Raw genomic sequence first — 15241 nt, forward strand, 5'->3', positions numbered from 1 at the left:
GTCAGTGCGGCGTCTCGGGGTTGATCACCGCCTCGCTGACGGTGAAATAAGACACGCCCCAGAAGGCGAAGATATCGTCATAAACCCCGCTTTGAATGAGGTGGTTCAGCGCATCGGCCAGCAGTTGGGTCAGCTCTTCATCGGATTTAGTCACTGCGATGCCGTTCAGCCCGCCTTGTGCCATGGCACCGACCGGAAACAGGTTTTCAAGCCGCCCTTCGGATTGAAGGACCGCATAGGCTGCGGTGCCACCGCCCGTCGCAGTGGCATCCGCGCCCCCCGCGGCCACACGAGTGATCGCTTCGGTTTGTGCCGTGAACGGCAGCATCTGCACCGGCGGCTTGTCCGAGGCGACGCAGGCCTCGCTATCCGCCATGATATTGGTTTCGTAGTACGTCCCCGGCATGACGGCGACGGTACGGCCACAGTAATCCGCCGGATCAAAGCCTGTCGGATTGCCCGCCTGCACCACCCAAAGGCTTTGCGTTTCCGTATAGCTGACGAAATTGACCACCTTCATCCGCTCATTCGTGATCGAAAAGGCGTTCAGGCCGATGTCGTATTTGCTGCCCAAAGCAGGCAGGATCGAGGGGAACGCCGCAGTCCGGGATTCAAATTCCAGATCCAGCGTCCGGGCCAGCGCCCTGCCGATATCGATGTCGATCCCGCGCGGAGTTTGCCCGTCATCGCCGCCAAGATATTCCCAGGGCGCATAGGCATTGTCAGATCCGCTGACCAGAACGCCGCGCTTTCTGATCTCGTCAGGCACCCGCGCCGCCAGTTCTTCTGCGACCTCGACGCCTGAAAGATCATAGACCTTGGCTTCCAGAGTGGCGGAGATCGCCAGAAGCACCACTGCCGACGCTGCGGCATATCTTGCACTTTGTCGTCCCGTCATGGATCGCGGTTCCCTGTAGAAGGGCGCGTTGATCGCGCCAGGTTCAGTCATTTTCGCAGAGAGCGATGGACTAACTGAACTTTTTGTACCAGAAACGATCCTATGCCGTCCAATATCAAATTTTACCGAGTCTATTCCGTTTGATTATACATAGGGGCGCCGCTCATGGAAAAAGGCGCGAACCCGCGCCCCTTTTCGTCAGATCAGCCCCTGGAATTTGCGTTGCGCGTTACACGGCCACGCTCAGATTGCCCGACAGATAGTCCATCAATGCCCTGACCCGCGCGATCTTGACCCGCGACGGCGGCACCAGCAGGTGAATGCCAACTTCTTCATGGGTATAGTCGGGCAACACGATCTCAATTTCGCCGCTGTCGATCAGGCTACAGGCCATGAAATGCGGAATGGCGACGATCCCGACACCCGCGCGTGCCGCCGCAAGCAGCATATGCTTGTTATTCGTGCGCAGGCGCGTGTTCACCCTGACCTGTTCACAACCCGAGGTTCCGATCAGCGTCCATTGCGAGGTGCAATTGGAATCGACCACCACATCATGCTCGGCCAGATCGACCGGATCGATGGGCCGCCCGCGCATATCAAGATAGTCCGGGCTTGCGACGATCACCGTCCGCACCTTGGTCAGCTTTCTGGTGATCAGGCTTGAATCGCGCAGGTTTCCGGCCTGAACGGCAAGATCGAACCCGCCTGCGACGACGTCGGCGCGATCCTCGAAACACAGGTCGATCTGGATCTTCGGATGCTCTTTGGCGAAATCGGCAAGCAACGGCGCAAAGAAGGTCTCGCCAATGCCCAGCGGGATCGACACCCGGATCGGCCCCGAGACTTCACCCACGGCCTTGCCGACGGCTTCCTGCGCCTGTTCAAGCTGCGCCACGCCTTCGGCAGCCTGAAGATAGTATTCGCGCCCGATATCGGTGGGCGAGGTTCCGCGCGGGGCGCGGACCAGCAGGGTTGCGCCAAGCACGCATTCAAGCCGGTTGATACGGCGGCTGATGATGGATTTGGCGACCCCCTGCCGGGAGGCCGCCTGCGCAATACTGCCGGTTTCAACCACGCATACGAATGACTTCAGGTCGGCGAGTTCTATCGCTGGTCGTGCAGACATGATCATTTCCCACTTCTAGGCCCGGAACGACAGGAAGCGTGCAGCAGATGCCGCCAGACCTGACAGAAACCGGGGAACTCTGATGATCGCGCTTGACCCTTGCCGCCATTACACCCGTAGGACGCAGGGCGAATCCGGGTGCTCGACAGAGCGTGACCGACGTTTTTCGTCCAGTCTTTCATAGCGCGGATCAGAAGGGCCTGCGTTGCAGAACCTGCTTAGAAGTGGCTCGACCTGACTCAATCTTCGCGGTGCGGTGCGATTATTTCATCGTGTCGGGCAAGGGGATGAATTCTGCATCATCGCCCGGAGGCAGCTGAAAACGACCGTTTTCCCAATCGCCCTTGCGCCATGCCTCTTTCGCCGCATCGATCCGTTCCTGCGACGAGGCGACGAAATTCCACGAAATATAGCGTGGCCCGTTCATCGTCTCACCGCCCAGCAGCATCAGCCGCGCACCGCGTTCGCCCGCGGTCAGGCTGATCCGGTCGCCCGGACGGAAAACCATCATCCGACCCGATTCGAATTCGGTTCCGGCCACGTCGATGCTGCCTTCGACCACATAGACGCCCCGGTCCTCATGCTCATCCGGCAGGGGTAGTTTCGCGCCCGCAGCCAGAACCACATCGGCATAGAAGGTCTCGGTAAAGGTCTTGACCGGCGCGCGTTCGCCCCAGGCCGAACCAAGGATCAGCCTGACCTGCTTGCCCTCTGCCTCAAGAAGGGGCAGCGCCTCACGGCCGTGATGCTCGAAGCTGGCATCGACGTCTTCGGCATGATCGGGCAGCGCGACCCATGTCTGAATACCGAAGGCCGAAAAGGGCTTGCGGCGCATTTCTTCGGTCGTGCGCTCGGAATGGGTGACGCCGTTGCCGGCGATCATCCAGTTCACCTCACCCGGATGGACCATCTGATCCGCGCCGGTGCTGTCGCGGTGATGGAAGGCGCCGTTGTAAAGATAGGTGACGGTGGCCAGCCCGATATGCGGATGTGGCCGCACGTCGATGCCGCCGCCGGTCAGAAACTCGACCGGGCCCATCTGATCGAAAAAGATGAACGGGCCGACCATCTGCCGCGAAGGGGCCGGCAGGGCGCGGCGCACCTCGAACCCGCCCAGATCGCGTGATCGCGGGACGATCAAAGTCTCGATGGAATCAAGCGAGGTTGCGTCGGGGCCGTCGGGATGTTGCGTGGGGTTCCAGCTCATGTGGTTTCCTTCGCTCAAAATGGTTTCAAAGCGGTCGCCGGGCAAGGCGAGCGCTACCGGGTATTCGCTGATGTGGAAGGCGTGGACATTCCACCCGATCCTGCCGTCACCATCCGGGGGGCGTTGGTCACCTTGGCCAATCAGCCCCGCGGACGGGCAGCGGAAATCATCAAAGGCGCGACCGGCGGCACAGCGGCCGGGCCTGCGCCAGTCCGATCAAGACTGAATCACATCCGACCATTCGGGGTGCTTCAGCGATTGCGCCCGCACGAAGGGGCATAGGGGAACGATGCGATACTCTTTCGTGCGGGCATCCGCGATCAGTGCCTCGACCAGCGCGACACCCGCCCCGGTTCCACGCATCGTGTCGGGAACGAGGGTGTGGTCCGCGATGACCAGCGCGTCCGAGGCCCTTGATGTCGTCAATTCGCCTTCCCCGGCAACGCCCTCAAGCTGAGCGACAAAGCGGGCCTTGTGGCCCTGTTCCTCGTAGGAAATCCGAACGGCAGGTTTCTGGGTCATATTGGCCTCGCAAGTTGATCGATGGAAACATGGCACGACTGATCGCGCACCTGACAGTTCTGCAGCGTAGGAATTTCAAGTTTGCCGGGCATTTCTTTTCCCTGATAGCCGTTTCGACAGCGGGAAAGATTCCCATAAGGACGTGGACAAACAGTCGCGCGCCGCCATCCGAACAATGCAGCCTGTCGTTTATGCGGGCTAGCACCGTTCTACCTTAACCCGTGTTGCGAAATTCGGAACGGCGGGTGGATCTGTCGCCCGTCAGCGTGCGCCAATGCGGAACCCTTGATTGTCTTTTCTGCGGCTTCTGCGGCCCGTCGCCGAAATCTACCCTTCCCGGTGCAACTCACGGCAACTGAACAGGAGTGTACAGATCATGCGCGTGGAGCAGGTTTCTGTTCATCATTTGCATCCCTGCAAGATGCTGATCACCGGGATCGCGACGCTTGCCGCGCTTGCGATCTTTTTGTTTCCGGCCATCGGAAACGCCAACCCCGACAGCAAGGAAGGGCTTCACATGAGCACCATCACCACCACCGACGGCACCAATATCTACTACAAGGACTGGGGCCCGAAAGATGCCCAGCCCATCGTTTTTCACCATGGCTGGCCGCTATCCTCGGACGATTGGGACAACCAGATGCTGTTCTTTCTTGAGCAGGGCTTCCGGGTCATCGCCTTTGACCGTCGCGGACATGGCCGTTCCGATCAGACCGATACCGGCAACGAGATGGACACCTATGCCGCCGACACCGCCGATCTGGTCAACGCGCTGGACCTGAAGAACGCCGTCCATATCGGCCATTCGACCGGCGGCGGGGTTGTTGCGCGCTATGTCGCGCGGGCAGAGACGGGCCGCGTTGCCAAAGCGGTTCTGATCGGCTCGGTCACGCCGATCATGCTGAAATCTGACACCAACCCGAACGGCACCCCGCTGGAGGTGTTCGACAGCTTCCGCAGCGCGTTGGCCGCCAATCGCGCCGAGTTCTTCCGTGGTATCCCCGCTGGCCCGTTCTACGGCTTCAACCGTGACGGGGCCGAGGTCAGCCAGGGGCTGATCGACAATTGGTGGCGTCAGGGCATGGCGGGTGGCGCGAAGGCGCAATACGATTCGATCAAGGCCTTCTCTGAGACCGACTTCACCGAGGATCTAAAGGCGATCCAGCTTCCGGTTCTGGTGATGCATGGCGAGGACGATCAGATCGTGCCGATTGCCGCATCCGCGCATCTGGCGATTGATCTGCTGTCGAATGGCACGCTGAAAACCTATCCCGATCTGTCGCACGGTCTGTTCGCGACGCATCCCGATGTGGTGAATGCCGATCTGCTGGACTTCATCCGGCAATAGGAATGCGTTGCGCCCGGTCTGGATCAGGCCGGGCGCATGACGCCCCCCAAGACGAGAAAGCGGGCCGCTGTCAGCGCTTCGCGAGCAACCCCGTCGCCAGCGCTTCGAAAGACTCGATGGCCTGCGGCAGCGCGGTGGCCGGGTCTTTGCTGGCCGCAACCCATGATGCAGCGTTCAGCGCCGCGCCGGTCAGCAATCGCGCCGCGGCCCCTGCATCGACCGGCTTGACCACGCCATCCGCAATGAGCCGTGTCAGCGTCCGTTCGGTCAGTTGCAGACAGGCATCCTGACTGGGCCATTGCGACGGATCGCCAAGATAGGCCGGTCCGTCCAGCAGCACGATCCGCTGCACCTCGGGCTCTTGCGCCAGTTCGATATAGGCGATCCCTTCGGCAAGCAGCGCGTCCCATTCGTTCTCGTGCCGCACGCCAATCGCCAGCGCGCGGGCCGCCATTTCGCCATCGACCTGCGCTACGACCGCCGCCAGAAGACCCTTTTTGTCGCCAAAGTTATGGTAAAGCGCGCCACGGGTCAGGCCGACATCCGCTGTCAGCTCATCCATCGACGCCGCCGCAAAGCCTTTTTCCGCAAAGGTTTTCCGGGCTGCGGACAGGATTTTGGCCCGGTTTTCCTCCATCGTTTCGGCACGGCTCTTTCCCGACATCTTTCACCTATTTTCAAATACGTAATGTATGTGAGTTGACATACGCATCGTATGCGACTATTTCCAGATACGCAGCGTATATCGGATGAACGATTTATAGGGAAGCCATGACGGCTTTCCCGACCGATACCGCGCCTCTACATCTGAAGGATAAGACAATGACCAAACGTGACGCCATTTTCCCGGCGAACCGGCATGCCCTTTATGAAGAACACGGCTATTCAGCGGCCATCCGTTCGGGCGATCTGCTGTTCGTCTCGGGTCAGGTCGGAAGCCGCCCGGACGGCAGCCCCGAACCTGATTTCGCAGCGCAGGTCCGGCTTGCATTCGAGAACCTCAAGGCCACTCTGGCTGCCGCAGGCGCGACCCTTGACGATATCGTCGATGTCACCACATTCCACACCGATCCCGAGACCCAGTTCGGGACGGTCATGGAAGTGAAAGGCGAAAACTTTGCCAGCCGCCCCTATCCGAACTGGACGGCCATCGGTGTGAACTGGCTTGCCGGTTTCGATTTCGAGATCAAGGTAATCGCGCGCATCCCCGCAAAATCTTGATCATTGGTGCCGACACTCTGGCACCAGAATCTTCAGATCATCGCCCGGTCTATCCGGGCCGGGCGGTGATCCAGCTACGAACGGGCGTAGCGTGCGATCAGGATGTGTTCCAGATCCTTCAAAGCGGCCGCTGCGGTCGCCAGAGGCTCGGTTCCCGCGCCAATGGCGACGGTCTCGCCCATCGCGTCGGTGGTGATGCGGATCGCCTTGTTCTTGCCGGAGACCAGCGCGAATGGATCATCGGGCGGATAGGTTCTGATGCCAACCGCGCCGTGCATTTCGCCATTTTCCCGAAGCAGGCTGCCGACCAATTTCGGAACCAGACCCTCGCGCCGCCATGCCGCGATATCGTCGGGCGACACGTCCTGAACGCCGGAAACCGCCAGATCTGCCATCGTTAGATCAAGGCCAAGCCCGAAATTCGCGATGATAAGCAGCTTGGCCGCCGTGTCCCAGCCTTCCGTGTCATTCCTCGGATCGGCCTCGGCAAAACCGCCTGCCTGTGCTTCGCGGAGCGCCTCGTCAAAGCTGATGCCGCGCGCAATCATCGCGTCCAGAAGAAAGTTGGTGGTGGCGTTCAGAATACCCTCGACCCGCAGCACGGTGCCGCCCAGCAGGCTGTGCCGGATCAGGTCGATGGTCGGCAGCGCCGCCGCCGCCGCGCCGCTCATCCTCAGCACTGCGCCGCTCTGGCGGGCCATATCGCGCAACGCACCGCCGCTGTGAACCAGCGCGCCTTTTGACACCACGATCCCGTGGATGCCTGCGGCAAGCGTCGTGCGCAGATAGGCCAGACCCGGACCGCCGGTCCGATAGTCACTCGGCCCCGCTTCGATCAGGATGTTCGCGCCACTTGCGGTCACGAAGTCCGGACCGGTCAGCCCCGGTGTCAGGGTATCCAGCCGATCCGGCTCAAGACCCGCAGGATCGGCCAGTCCCGACCGGGAACCACAGGCCGCGACAAGGCGCAGGTCCAGCCCGTAATGCTCGCGATAGCGGCGGCGGCGCGACAGCAGCAGATCGGCTGTCGCGCGGCCAACGCCACCGAAACCCGCAATCGCGACCTTCACAACCGGCACAGTCTGAACCCCCATCATGTCTTGGCGCGCCCGTTCAACGCCGCTCATGTGCTTCTAACGATGCTGCCAGAAGCTCTGACAGTATCCGCACCTTGCGCGCGGGATGTGGGCTTGGCGGGCGCACCACAAAGACCCCGCCGATCGGCAGCGGATAACGGGGCATCACCGGGACCAGCGCGCCAGAGGCCAGATAATCGCAGGTCACGCAATCCGGCAGCCACGCGATCCCAAGACCTTCCGCCGCCGCCCGTGCCAAAGCCGGGCCGTTATCGGCCTTGAACCGGCCCTGCGGCTGCACCGTCAACACCTTGTCTCCATCCATGAAACGCCACGTCTCTGCGCCGACCAGCGCCTGATGATTCATCAGATCATCCGGCGCCTCGGGCGCACCATGCGTGGCGATATAATCCGGGCTGGCGACCAACGTGCCGTAGATCTGCCCGACCCGTTTCGCCATCAGATTCGAATCACGCAGGTTGCCCACGCGAATCGCGCAATCGAAGCCTTCGGCGATCAGATCGACAAAGCGGTCGCTATAGGACGCATCAATCTGCAACTTCGGATGCAGGCGGGCCATTTCGGCGATCACCGGCGCGAAATGCATCGGCCCCGAGGATAGCGGCACCGCCACCCGCAGGCGCCCGCGCAACTCGCCCGCCGACAGAATCGTATCTTCTGCCATCTCGATCTCGTTGCAGGCGCGGGCCGCATGTTCGCGAAACGTCGCCCCCGCCTCGGTCAGCGCGGCACCGCGCGTGGATCTTGCAAGCAACTGGGTGCCAAGCTCTGCCTCGATCCGCAAAAGCCTGCGGCTGACGATGGATTTCGCCAGCCCAAGCCGCCGCGCCGCCGCCGAAACGCCGCCTGCATCGGCCACTTCCACGAAAGTTCGCAGGTCATCCAGATCCATTCGAGCGTTCCTCTTTTGGCGACACTGAAGCACGAAATCGCAGACTATCGTAGCTTTTGCGGCAACGGCAATATCGATCTCAGGCAAAGACGCTCGCAGAGCAAGCCCTTCAAGAAAATCACAACCGTCTGACTACAGAGGATATTCCGATGACCTTCCGCAATGGCCTTTCGTCGCTTCTTCGTCCCGAGGACTCGGTTCTGGTCCTGATCGATCACCAGCCCTATCAGCTGGCGAATCTGAACAGCCACGACCCGCATATGGTGGTGAACAACACCACCGCGCTGGCCAAGACGGCCAAGGTGTTCGGCGTGCCGACCATCCTGACCAGCGTGGTCGAGGATCGCGGCGGCAAGATCTTCAAACACGTCACCGATGTCTTTCCCGATCAGGAGGTGATCGACCGGACTTTCATCAACACCTGGCAGGATCAGAAGGTGGTGGACATCGTCAAGGCGACCGGCCGCAAGCAACTGATCATCGCCGGTCTCTGGACCGAGATCTGCGTCGCCATGCCCGCCATTCAGGCGGCAGGCGAAGGCTGGGACGTGACGGTGATCACCGATGCGTCCGGCGCGACCTCGACCGAGGCGCATGAGGTCGCGATTCAGCGGATGATCGGCGCCGGTGTGAACGTGATGACCTGGCTGGCGCTTGCCTCGGAATGGCAGCGCGACTGGGCACGGGACGAAACCGCCGCAGCCCTGACCGAAGTCGTCATCCAGCACGCGGCAGGCAGCGGCATCGCCTTCCTGTGGGAACAGCAATTGCTGAATACGCCGGTTCCGACCCCGGCATCCTGATTACCCCCCGCGGATGACGGGAAGTCAGAGCGGAACAGACCGTCGCCTGCTCTCGTCATCCGATCTTCGACCCCTCCCTACCTCAAACCCAACTGAAAGGATCAAAATCATGAAACTCATCGCCCTTACCCTGATCGCCGTAAGCCTTGCCGCTGGTGCCGTCTCGGCAGCCGACTTTGGCAATGGTCACGAAAAACCCGATGCCCCGGCACGCTCGGCAGCAGCGGCCCAGACCGTTACCGTTGACGCAGGCGCGGTTTACAGCGCCAAAGAGTTGCGCAGTGCCGGGCTCAAATCGTTCGACAAGGTGACCGTGACCGACCTGTCCGCGCCCAAGGCGAGCAGAACCTTTGAGCGCTAAGCGTATCTCTTGCCGGCGGCCCCTGAAGGGGACCGCCGGTCGGGTTTTGCCAGCAACGCCCAGCCTGACCAGAAACCCCGCCCCCGGTCATCGCAGCACCGGGATTTTGCGTAGCCGTTCCGCTGCGAAATCCATGAAAGACCGCACCTTCGCCGTCGCGCTTCGTCCATCGACATGCAGCAGATGCACGGGCAACGCCTCTGGTTCATCCGCTTCCAGAACGGTCTGAAGCGTTCCATCCTCAAGCTCGGGACCGATCTGATAGGACAGCACCTGACAGATCCCCCAACCGCTTCGCGCCAACCCGATCGCCGCCGCCACGCTGTTGAGGTTCAGGGCCGAGGAGACCCTGACCGAACGCTCGCCCTCGCGACCAAATCGCCAGCGGCGTTCGGAATTCAGCGGCGCGACAGAGATCGTCCGATGCGCGGCAAGATCGCTGACCGATGCCGGGCGGCCATGCCGGGCGAAATAATCGGGCGACCCGCAGACCACGCGGCGCACTTGACCCACCTTCAGCGCCGTCAGACCGGATGTTGGCAGCTCTGCGATGCGCAGCGCGACATCGAACCCCTCATCGATGATATTCACGATCCGGTCCACCATCACCATCTCGGCCCGTACCGTCGGGTAGCTTTCAAGATATTCAGCCACCACAGGCGCCAGATAAAGCCGCCCGAATTCCTGCGGGCAGGTGATCCGCAACTGTCCAGCAGGCGTGATCGCGGCACCCGAGGCCGCCTCATCCGCTGCCTGCAGGCTTGCCAGAATGTCCCGCACCTCATGGAAATACGCACGTCCGACATCGGTCAGCCGCACATGCCGCGTCGTCCGTGTGAACAGCCGCGTCCCAAGCGATGCCTCAAGCGCATTGATCCCGCGCGTTGCCGAAGGCGCGCTGAGCCCGACCGCCCTTGCGCCCACGGCAAAGCTTTCGGCCTCGGCGACCGCAACAAAGATTCGCAATGATTGCAGGCGATCCATTCGTCACATTATTCCGATATATGAAATTGTGAGTTCCTGATTGGCATCATTCTTTCATAGATAGGCGAGCGTTATCTTTCTGTCCATGCCGTTGGCGCGCTGACCGCGTCGCTCCCTCAGATATGAAAGATACCACTGATGACCGACGTAAATGTCCGCGACCGCCAGCCCGTCCTTCTTTACCGTCACCCGAAATCGGGCCATTGCCACCGGGTCGAGCTGATCCTTTCGATGCTAGATCTGCCGTATCAGACCATCGATGTCGATATGGCGAAGGGCCAGCACAAAGCGCCTGATTTCCTTGCAATCAGTCCGTTGGGACAGGTTCCGGCGATCAACGACAACGGCGTCACGCTTGCCGATTCCAATGCGATCCTGACCTATCTGGTCGAACGCTACGGTGATGCCGCCGAATGGCGCGGCCATGATCCGCTGGAACAGGCAGAGGTGCAGCGCTGGCTGTCGATTGCCGCGGGCGAGATTGCCTCGGGGCCCTGTGCGGCCAGACTGGTGACGCTGTTCGGCGCCACGCTTGATCATGAGACCGCCAAGTCGCGGGCGCATGATCTGTTTTCGGTGATCGAGGCGCATCTTGCCGGGCGCGACTGGCTTGCTGCCCCTCGCCCGACGCTCGCCGATATTGCGGCTTACAGCTACATTTCCCATGCCCCTGAAGGCGGTGTCAGCCTGTCCGCCTATCCATCGCTTCGCGCATGGCTTGGCCGGGTCGAGGCGCTGCCGGGCTTTGTCGGCATGGCCCGTTCGCCCGAACTGGCCTGATCACACCCGCCTTGATCCAAGGACAAACTGACATGACCATCCATCCCTCGCCCTTTCATTCCGGCGAAGTCGAGGCGCAGCGCCTTGCCGAGGTCGGCGATGTCGCGTCCTGGGCTGGCGGCTTCATTCGCGATCACATGCCCGATCAGCATCGCGAGTTTTTCACCGCCCTGCCGTTCATGATCATGACCGGCGGCGACACTGACGGCTGGCCGTGGGTGACCATTCTGGAAGGCGGCGAGGGCTTCATCCGCTCGCCCGATCCGCAGCATCTGATGGTCGCGGCCAGCCTGTCGGCGCATGATCCGCTGGCGGGCGCGCTGACATCCGGGGCGTCGGTGGGGATGCTGGGTATCGAGATGTCCACGCGCCGCCGCAACCGGATGAACGGGCTGGTCACGTCCAGCGAAGCGGGCCTGAGGATCGAGGTCAGGCAAAGTTTCGGCAACTGCCCGCAATATATCCACGAACGCGCATGGCAACGGGTGACGCGAGAAGCTGAGCAGCAACCTTCCATGTCCGACCGTCTGACCATCGATCAACAGGCCCAGATCGCAGCAGCGGATACGTTCTTCATCGGCTCCGGCAGCATGTCCGACGGCTATGACGCCTCGCATCGCGGCGGGCCGCGCGGCTTTGTGCATATCTCGCCGGACGGCAGGCGGTTGCGCATCCCCGATTATGCCGGGAACAATTATTTCAACACGATTGGCAATCTGCTTCGTGACCCGCGCGCCGGTCTTCTGTTCGTCGATTTCGAGACGGGCGGGCTTCTGCACGTTGCCGGGCGCGCGACAATCGACTGGCAGCCGACCGACAGCCATGATCCGAACGCCCGGCGGATGATCGAGATAGAAATCTCGCGCGTCATCGACCGCCCCGCCGCGTTGGCGCTGAGATGGCGTGACGGCTCGGCCGATCTGCGCAAGGTCAGGGTCGTGGCGAAAGTGCCCGAAAGCAACCGGATCACCTCGTTTCATCTGGAAGCGGCAGACGGCAAGGCGCTGCCGCCGTTCAAGGCAGGCCAGCATCTGCCCATCGAATTGCAAGTGCCCGGTCAGCCAGAGCGGGTGGGCCGCAGCTATTCCCTCTCTGGCGCGCCGGATACGAACAGCTATCGGATCAGCGTCAAGCACGAGGATCACGGCATCGGCTCGGGGTTTCTGCATCAGCATGTGAGCATCGGCGACACGTTCGACATCCACCCGCCGTCAGGCGATTTCGTCGTGCCGGAAGGGGATACGCCGCTGGTTCTGATCAGTGCGGGGGTTGGCATCACGCCGATGATCTCGATCATGCACGAGGAAGCGGCGCGGAAAGGCGCACGCCCGATCCTTTTCGCCCATGTCGCACGGGACGGCGAAAACCATGCGTTTCGGGCCGAGCTTGAGGCGTTGATGGCAGCATCGCCAAACATTCGTCGTCTGATGTTCTATACAAAGCCGCGTGATACGGATGTCCATGCGGTCGATTACGACCGTATCGGGCGTCTGTCTGCTGATGACATCATCGCGGCAGAGCGGACTAACGGCGCGCAGTATCTTCTTTGCGGTCCGGGCCGGTTTCTGGCCGAGATGAGAGACGGGCTTGAAGGCAATGGCGTGCCACAGGATCGCATCCATTTCGAGACATTCGGGCCGGGCGGTTAGGAGCCTCCCTTCAAGCCTCTGGATCAAGCGTAGGCGACACAAGTTGCCAACGCGCCACCTCGTTAGGTGGCGTGTTTCAAAACGGATTTCCACGGCTTTAAGCAAACACCGGCTTGATAATTTGACATATGATGATTAATAAAATGTCAGTAACTGACAGCACGACACCTACGACCGCCCCTCCCCGAAGACGACCCGGTGATCGGAGCATCCGATAGCCGGTCCTTTTTATGGATACGGACTAACTGATGCATCGCAACACCTTGATCTATCTAGGCTCATATAGCCTGTCACTGTTCGGCAACGGGATCGCCTCGGTTCTTTTCCCGCTGCTGGTCCTTGCGCAAACCGGCGACGTTCTGGCCGCTGGCACCGTTGTTGCGGTCTCGGCGGCGGTTTCGGCGGTTGCGGGCATTTTTGCCGGGGTGGTGGTGGACCGGGTCAACCGGCGCACGGTCTCGATTGTCAGCGATGTGCTGTCAGCGGCCTCGGTTGCGGCCTTGCCGGTGGTCGATGCCATCTGGGGGCTGAACCTTCAGTGGTTTATTATCCTTGCGGTGATCGGCGCTTTCGGTGATGCGCCGGGCATGACCGCGCGTGAGGTGCTGCTGCCGCGGCTGGTGCAACTTCAGGGCAATAACAAAGGCGATCTGGATCGGCTGGTCGGGATCAGAGAAGCGCTGGCTGGAACGCTGATGCTGCTTGGACCGGGTGCGGGCGGATTGCTGGTCTGGCTGGTCGGCGTGACGCCGGAAGCCATGTATATCACGGCAGCAACCAGCTTTCTTGCGGCTTTGCTGTCCTTTGGCATTTCGTCAGAGGCGGGTCAGGTTGCCGTCAGAACAGCGGCGGAGCGTGGCGGAGTGCGCGTCGTTCTGGCGGATCTGTGGACCGCGTGGACATTCCTGCTGCAACACCGGCTCTTGCTGGGCACGACCTTGCTTTCGGCCATGTTTGTCGCCGTCATCGTTGCCCTTCAGGCGACCATCATGCCCGCCTATTTCATTGCCGAGGGTATGCCCGCTTTGTCCGGGCTCGCGGCCAGCGGGATCGCGCTTGGCGGACTGGTCGGGGCGGCGCTTTATGCGATGACCGTTGGCAGGGTCTCGCGGCGGGCATGGTTCGTGACCGGCATGATCGGCGCGGGTGCGGGCTTCGCCATCGTCGGCGCGATGCTGTCGCCGTGGTCGGTTCTTGCGGCCTGCATCTTCATCGGCCTGACCAATGGCCCGATGTCCGCCGTCCTTGGCGTCGCGACGATAGAGGCCACACCGGATGAGATGCGTGGCCGTGTGCTTGGGGCGCAGAACGCGCTGGTCCTTGCGGCACCCGCGCTGACCGCTGCGCCCTTTGGCGCGATTGCCAGCGGATATGGGCTGCCCGCCGCCGGGATCGCCATTGCGGTCCTGATCATCGTCACCGTCGCAATCGCCCTGATTGCCCCGGCATTCCGATCTCTCGATCACGTCGGCCACGCGGCGGAATAATGATCGCGGTGAGGCAGAATTTCGGTCGGGTAGGATCGCCTTCCCGACCGGCTTTCAATAGCCCCGAAGCCCGGCGCTTACTGCGCGGCCTCGATGATCAGTTCTGCCACAGCATCCGGGTGCGAGACCATCACGACATGCGAAGCGCCTTCGATGACGACCGTGCGTTTAGAGCCCGCACGCTCTGCCATGAAGCCAAGCGCCTCTGCCGGGATGTTCTTGTCGCCATCGCCATAGACGAAATAGGACGGCAGCGACTTCCATGCCGGATCGCCCGATTTTTCGGTCAGCGCAGCCTCGGTGATCGGGCGCTGGCCAGCCGCCATCAGTGCAGCCTGATCGGCGGGAACGTCATGCGCGAACTGATCGTGGAACTTCGCCTGATCGATATAAAGATCGACCCCGCCGCCTGCGATTTGGACCGGCGGCGAAAGCGCGTCGCCAAGCGTGCTGCCGGGGAATTGCCCGGCCAATTCCGCTGCGGCTTCGTCGGCGTCAGGCGCGAAAGCGGCCACATAGACCAGCGATTTGACCTTGTCCTCGGCCGTGGTGACGTTCGAAATCACCTGCCCGCCATAGGAATGACCGACCAGAACCACCGGCCCTTCGATGCTGGCGACCACGTCAGAAACGGTCTGCGCGTCATTCGTCACGCTGCGCAAGGGATTGGCAACGGCGACGGTCCGGTATCCGTCATTTTGCAGATGGGTGACGACGCCGTTCCAGCTTGAGGAATCGGCGAAGGCTCCGTGGACCAGAATGATCGTCGGCTTGGCGTCTTGCGCGATTGCCGTGCTGGACAGAAGCGAGGTCGCGACGGCGACGGTTGCTGCGATCTTGGACATGGGTTTTCTCCTTGGGTTGTT

At 61.6% G+C, this 15241-nt stretch carries 16 protein-coding genes; 7 read left to right on the forward strand and 9 right to left on the reverse strand.

Annotated elements, in window-relative coordinates; translation table 11 throughout:
* Window position 1: 1 nt before the first annotated feature.
* The 4 genes from JJJ17_RS12745 to JJJ17_RS12760 form a co-directional block, all read right to left on the reverse strand.
* Window positions 2-898 (reverse strand): transporter substrate-binding domain-containing protein, encoded by an 897-nt coding sequence (locus JJJ17_RS12745; RefSeq protein ID WP_200687050.1) that lies wholly within the window; start codon window positions 896-898, stop codon window positions 2-4.
* A gap of 229 nt (window positions 899-1127) precedes the next feature.
* A complete protein-coding gene (locus tag JJJ17_RS12750) occupies window positions 1128-2024 on the reverse strand; it encodes a LysR family transcriptional regulator (protein ID WP_200687052.1) in 897 nt (298 codons plus the stop codon).
* Between the two features lie 262 nt (window positions 2025-2286).
* A complete protein-coding gene (locus JJJ17_RS12755; RefSeq protein ID WP_200687054.1) occupies window positions 2287-3231 on the reverse strand; it encodes a pirin family protein in 945 nt (314 codons plus the stop codon).
* A 216-nt stretch (window positions 3232-3447) separates the two neighbouring features.
* Window positions 3448-3753, reverse strand: a complete 306-nt coding sequence (locus tag JJJ17_RS12760; protein WP_200687056.1) for a GNAT family N-acetyltransferase — start codon at window positions 3751-3753, stop codon at window positions 3448-3450.
* 376 nt (window positions 3754-4129) lie between these two features.
* On the opposite strand from JJJ17_RS12760, the gene JJJ17_RS12765 reads away from it, so the two are divergent.
* Window positions 4130-5101, forward strand: coding sequence for an alpha/beta fold hydrolase (locus JJJ17_RS12765; protein ID WP_234464079.1), 972 nt, complete (start codon window positions 4130-4132; stop codon window positions 5099-5101).
* 70 nt (window positions 5102-5171) lie between these two features.
* On the opposite strand, the gene JJJ17_RS12770 is transcribed toward JJJ17_RS12765, so the two are convergent.
* Window positions 5172-5765 carry a TetR/AcrR family transcriptional regulator gene (locus JJJ17_RS12770; protein WP_200687058.1) on the reverse strand — a complete coding sequence of 198 codons (594 nt, stop codon included), beginning with the start codon at window positions 5763-5765 and terminating at the stop codon, window positions 5172-5174.
* Window positions 5766-5923: 158 nt separating this feature from the next.
* Between JJJ17_RS12770 and JJJ17_RS12775 the strand changes: the two genes are divergently transcribed.
* On the forward strand, window positions 5924-6322 hold the full coding sequence (locus JJJ17_RS12775) for a RidA family protein (RefSeq protein WP_200687060.1): 399 nt from the start codon (window positions 5924-5926) through the stop codon (window positions 6320-6322).
* A 74-nt stretch (window positions 6323-6396) separates the two neighbouring features.
* Here the strand turns inward: JJJ17_RS12775 and JJJ17_RS12780 are convergent, their stop codons facing one another.
* On the reverse strand, window positions 6397-7419 hold the full coding sequence (locus JJJ17_RS12780) for a homoserine dehydrogenase (protein WP_234464080.1): 1023 nt from the start codon (window positions 7417-7419) through the stop codon (window positions 6397-6399).
* 16 nt (window positions 7420-7435) lie between these two features.
* Window positions 7436-8311 carry a LysR family transcriptional regulator gene (locus JJJ17_RS12785; RefSeq protein ID WP_200687065.1) on the reverse strand — a complete coding sequence of 292 codons (876 nt, stop codon included), beginning with the start codon at window positions 8309-8311 and terminating at the stop codon, window positions 7436-7438.
* Window positions 8312-8460: 149 nt separating this feature from the next.
* Between JJJ17_RS12785 and JJJ17_RS12790 the strand changes: the two genes are divergently transcribed.
* Both JJJ17_RS12790 and JJJ17_RS12795 read left to right on the forward strand, forming a co-directional pair.
* Entirely contained in the window at window positions 8461-9114 is a 654-nt protein-coding gene (locus JJJ17_RS12790) for a hydrolase (RefSeq protein ID WP_200687067.1), read from the forward strand.
* Between the two features lie 109 nt (window positions 9115-9223).
* Window positions 9224-9475: a hypothetical protein gene (locus JJJ17_RS12795; RefSeq protein WP_200687069.1), complete on the forward strand. Its 252-nt coding sequence runs from the start codon at window positions 9224-9226 to the stop codon at window positions 9473-9475.
* Window positions 9476-9562: 87 nt separating this feature from the next.
* On the opposite strand, the gene JJJ17_RS12800 is transcribed toward JJJ17_RS12795, so the two are convergent.
* Entirely contained in the window at window positions 9563-10459 is an 897-nt protein-coding gene (locus JJJ17_RS12800) for a LysR family transcriptional regulator (RefSeq protein WP_200687071.1), read from the reverse strand.
* 138 nt (window positions 10460-10597) lie between these two features.
* Between JJJ17_RS12800 and JJJ17_RS12805 the strand changes: the two genes are divergently transcribed.
* The 3 genes from JJJ17_RS12805 to JJJ17_RS12815 all read left to right on the forward strand — a co-directional run bounded on the left by JJJ17_RS12805 (window position 10598) and on the right by JJJ17_RS12815 (window position 14375).
* Window positions 10598-11239, forward strand: coding sequence for a glutathione S-transferase family protein (locus JJJ17_RS12805; protein ID WP_200687073.1), 642 nt, complete (start codon window positions 10598-10600; stop codon window positions 11237-11239).
* Window positions 11240-11271: 32 nt separating this feature from the next.
* Window positions 11272-12888 carry an FAD-binding oxidoreductase gene (locus JJJ17_RS12810; protein WP_200687075.1) on the forward strand — a complete coding sequence of 539 codons (1617 nt, stop codon included), beginning with the start codon at window positions 11272-11274 and terminating at the stop codon, window positions 12886-12888.
* A gap of 248 nt (window positions 12889-13136) precedes the next feature.
* Window positions 13137-14375: an MFS transporter gene (locus tag JJJ17_RS12815; protein ID WP_200687077.1), complete on the forward strand. Its 1239-nt coding sequence runs from the start codon at window positions 13137-13139 to the stop codon at window positions 14373-14375.
* A gap of 77 nt (window positions 14376-14452) precedes the next feature.
* Here JJJ17_RS12815 and JJJ17_RS12820 read toward each other — a convergent pair whose 3' ends face one another.
* Entirely contained in the window at window positions 14453-15220 is a 768-nt protein-coding gene (locus JJJ17_RS12820; RefSeq protein WP_200687079.1) for an alpha/beta fold hydrolase, read from the reverse strand.
* Window positions 15221-15241: the final 21 nt, after the last annotated feature.

Origin of the sequence: Paracoccus caeni (assembly GCF_016629665.1) — a bacterium.
Lineage (GTDB): Bacteria > Pseudomonadota > Alphaproteobacteria > Rhodobacterales > Rhodobacteraceae > Paracoccus > Paracoccus caeni.

Excerpts from the sequence above, each read along its gene's own strand:
- JJJ17_RS12745 (WP_200687050.1), bottom strand. The coding sequence starts at position 898 with ATGACGGGACGACAAAGTGCAAGATATGCCGCAGCGTCGGCAGTGGTG.
- JJJ17_RS12750 (WP_200687052.1), bottom strand. The coding sequence starts at position 2,024 with ATGTCTGCACGACCAGCGATAGAACTCGCCGACCTGAAGTCATTCGTA.
- JJJ17_RS12755 (WP_200687054.1), bottom strand. The coding sequence starts at position 3,231 with ATGAGCTGGAACCCCACGCAACATCCCGACGGCCCCGACGCAACCTCG.
- JJJ17_RS12760 (WP_200687056.1), bottom strand. The coding sequence starts at position 3,753 with ATGACCCAGAAACCTGCCGTTCGGATTTCCTACGAGGAACAGGGCCAC.
- JJJ17_RS12765 (WP_234464079.1), top strand. The coding sequence starts at position 4,130 with ATGCGCGTGGAGCAGGTTTCTGTTCATCATTTGCATCCCTGCAAGATG.
- JJJ17_RS12770 (WP_200687058.1), bottom strand. The coding sequence starts at position 5,765 with ATGTCGGGAAAGAGCCGTGCCGAAACGATGGAGGAAAACCGGGCCAAA.
- JJJ17_RS12775 (WP_200687060.1), top strand. The coding sequence starts at position 5,924 with ATGACCAAACGTGACGCCATTTTCCCGGCGAACCGGCATGCCCTTTAT.
- JJJ17_RS12780 (WP_234464080.1), bottom strand. The coding sequence starts at position 7,419 with ATGATGGGGGTTCAGACTGTGCCGGTTGTGAAGGTCGCGATTGCGGGT.
- JJJ17_RS12785 (WP_200687065.1), bottom strand. The coding sequence starts at position 8,311 with ATGGATCTGGATGACCTGCGAACTTTCGTGGAAGTGGCCGATGCAGGC.
- JJJ17_RS12790 (WP_200687067.1), top strand. The coding sequence starts at position 8,461 with ATGACCTTCCGCAATGGCCTTTCGTCGCTTCTTCGTCCCGAGGACTCG.
- JJJ17_RS12795 (WP_200687069.1), top strand. The coding sequence starts at position 9,224 with ATGAAACTCATCGCCCTTACCCTGATCGCCGTAAGCCTTGCCGCTGGT.
- JJJ17_RS12800 (WP_200687071.1), bottom strand. The coding sequence starts at position 10,459 with ATGGATCGCCTGCAATCATTGCGAATCTTTGTTGCGGTCGCCGAGGCC.
- JJJ17_RS12805 (WP_200687073.1), top strand. The coding sequence starts at position 10,598 with ATGACCGACGTAAATGTCCGCGACCGCCAGCCCGTCCTTCTTTACCGT.
- JJJ17_RS12810 (WP_200687075.1), top strand. The coding sequence starts at position 11,272 with ATGACCATCCATCCCTCGCCCTTTCATTCCGGCGAAGTCGAGGCGCAG.
- JJJ17_RS12815 (WP_200687077.1), top strand. The coding sequence starts at position 13,137 with ATGCATCGCAACACCTTGATCTATCTAGGCTCATATAGCCTGTCACTG.
- JJJ17_RS12820 (WP_200687079.1), bottom strand. The coding sequence starts at position 15,220 with ATGTCCAAGATCGCAGCAACCGTCGCCGTCGCGACCTCGCTTCTGTCC.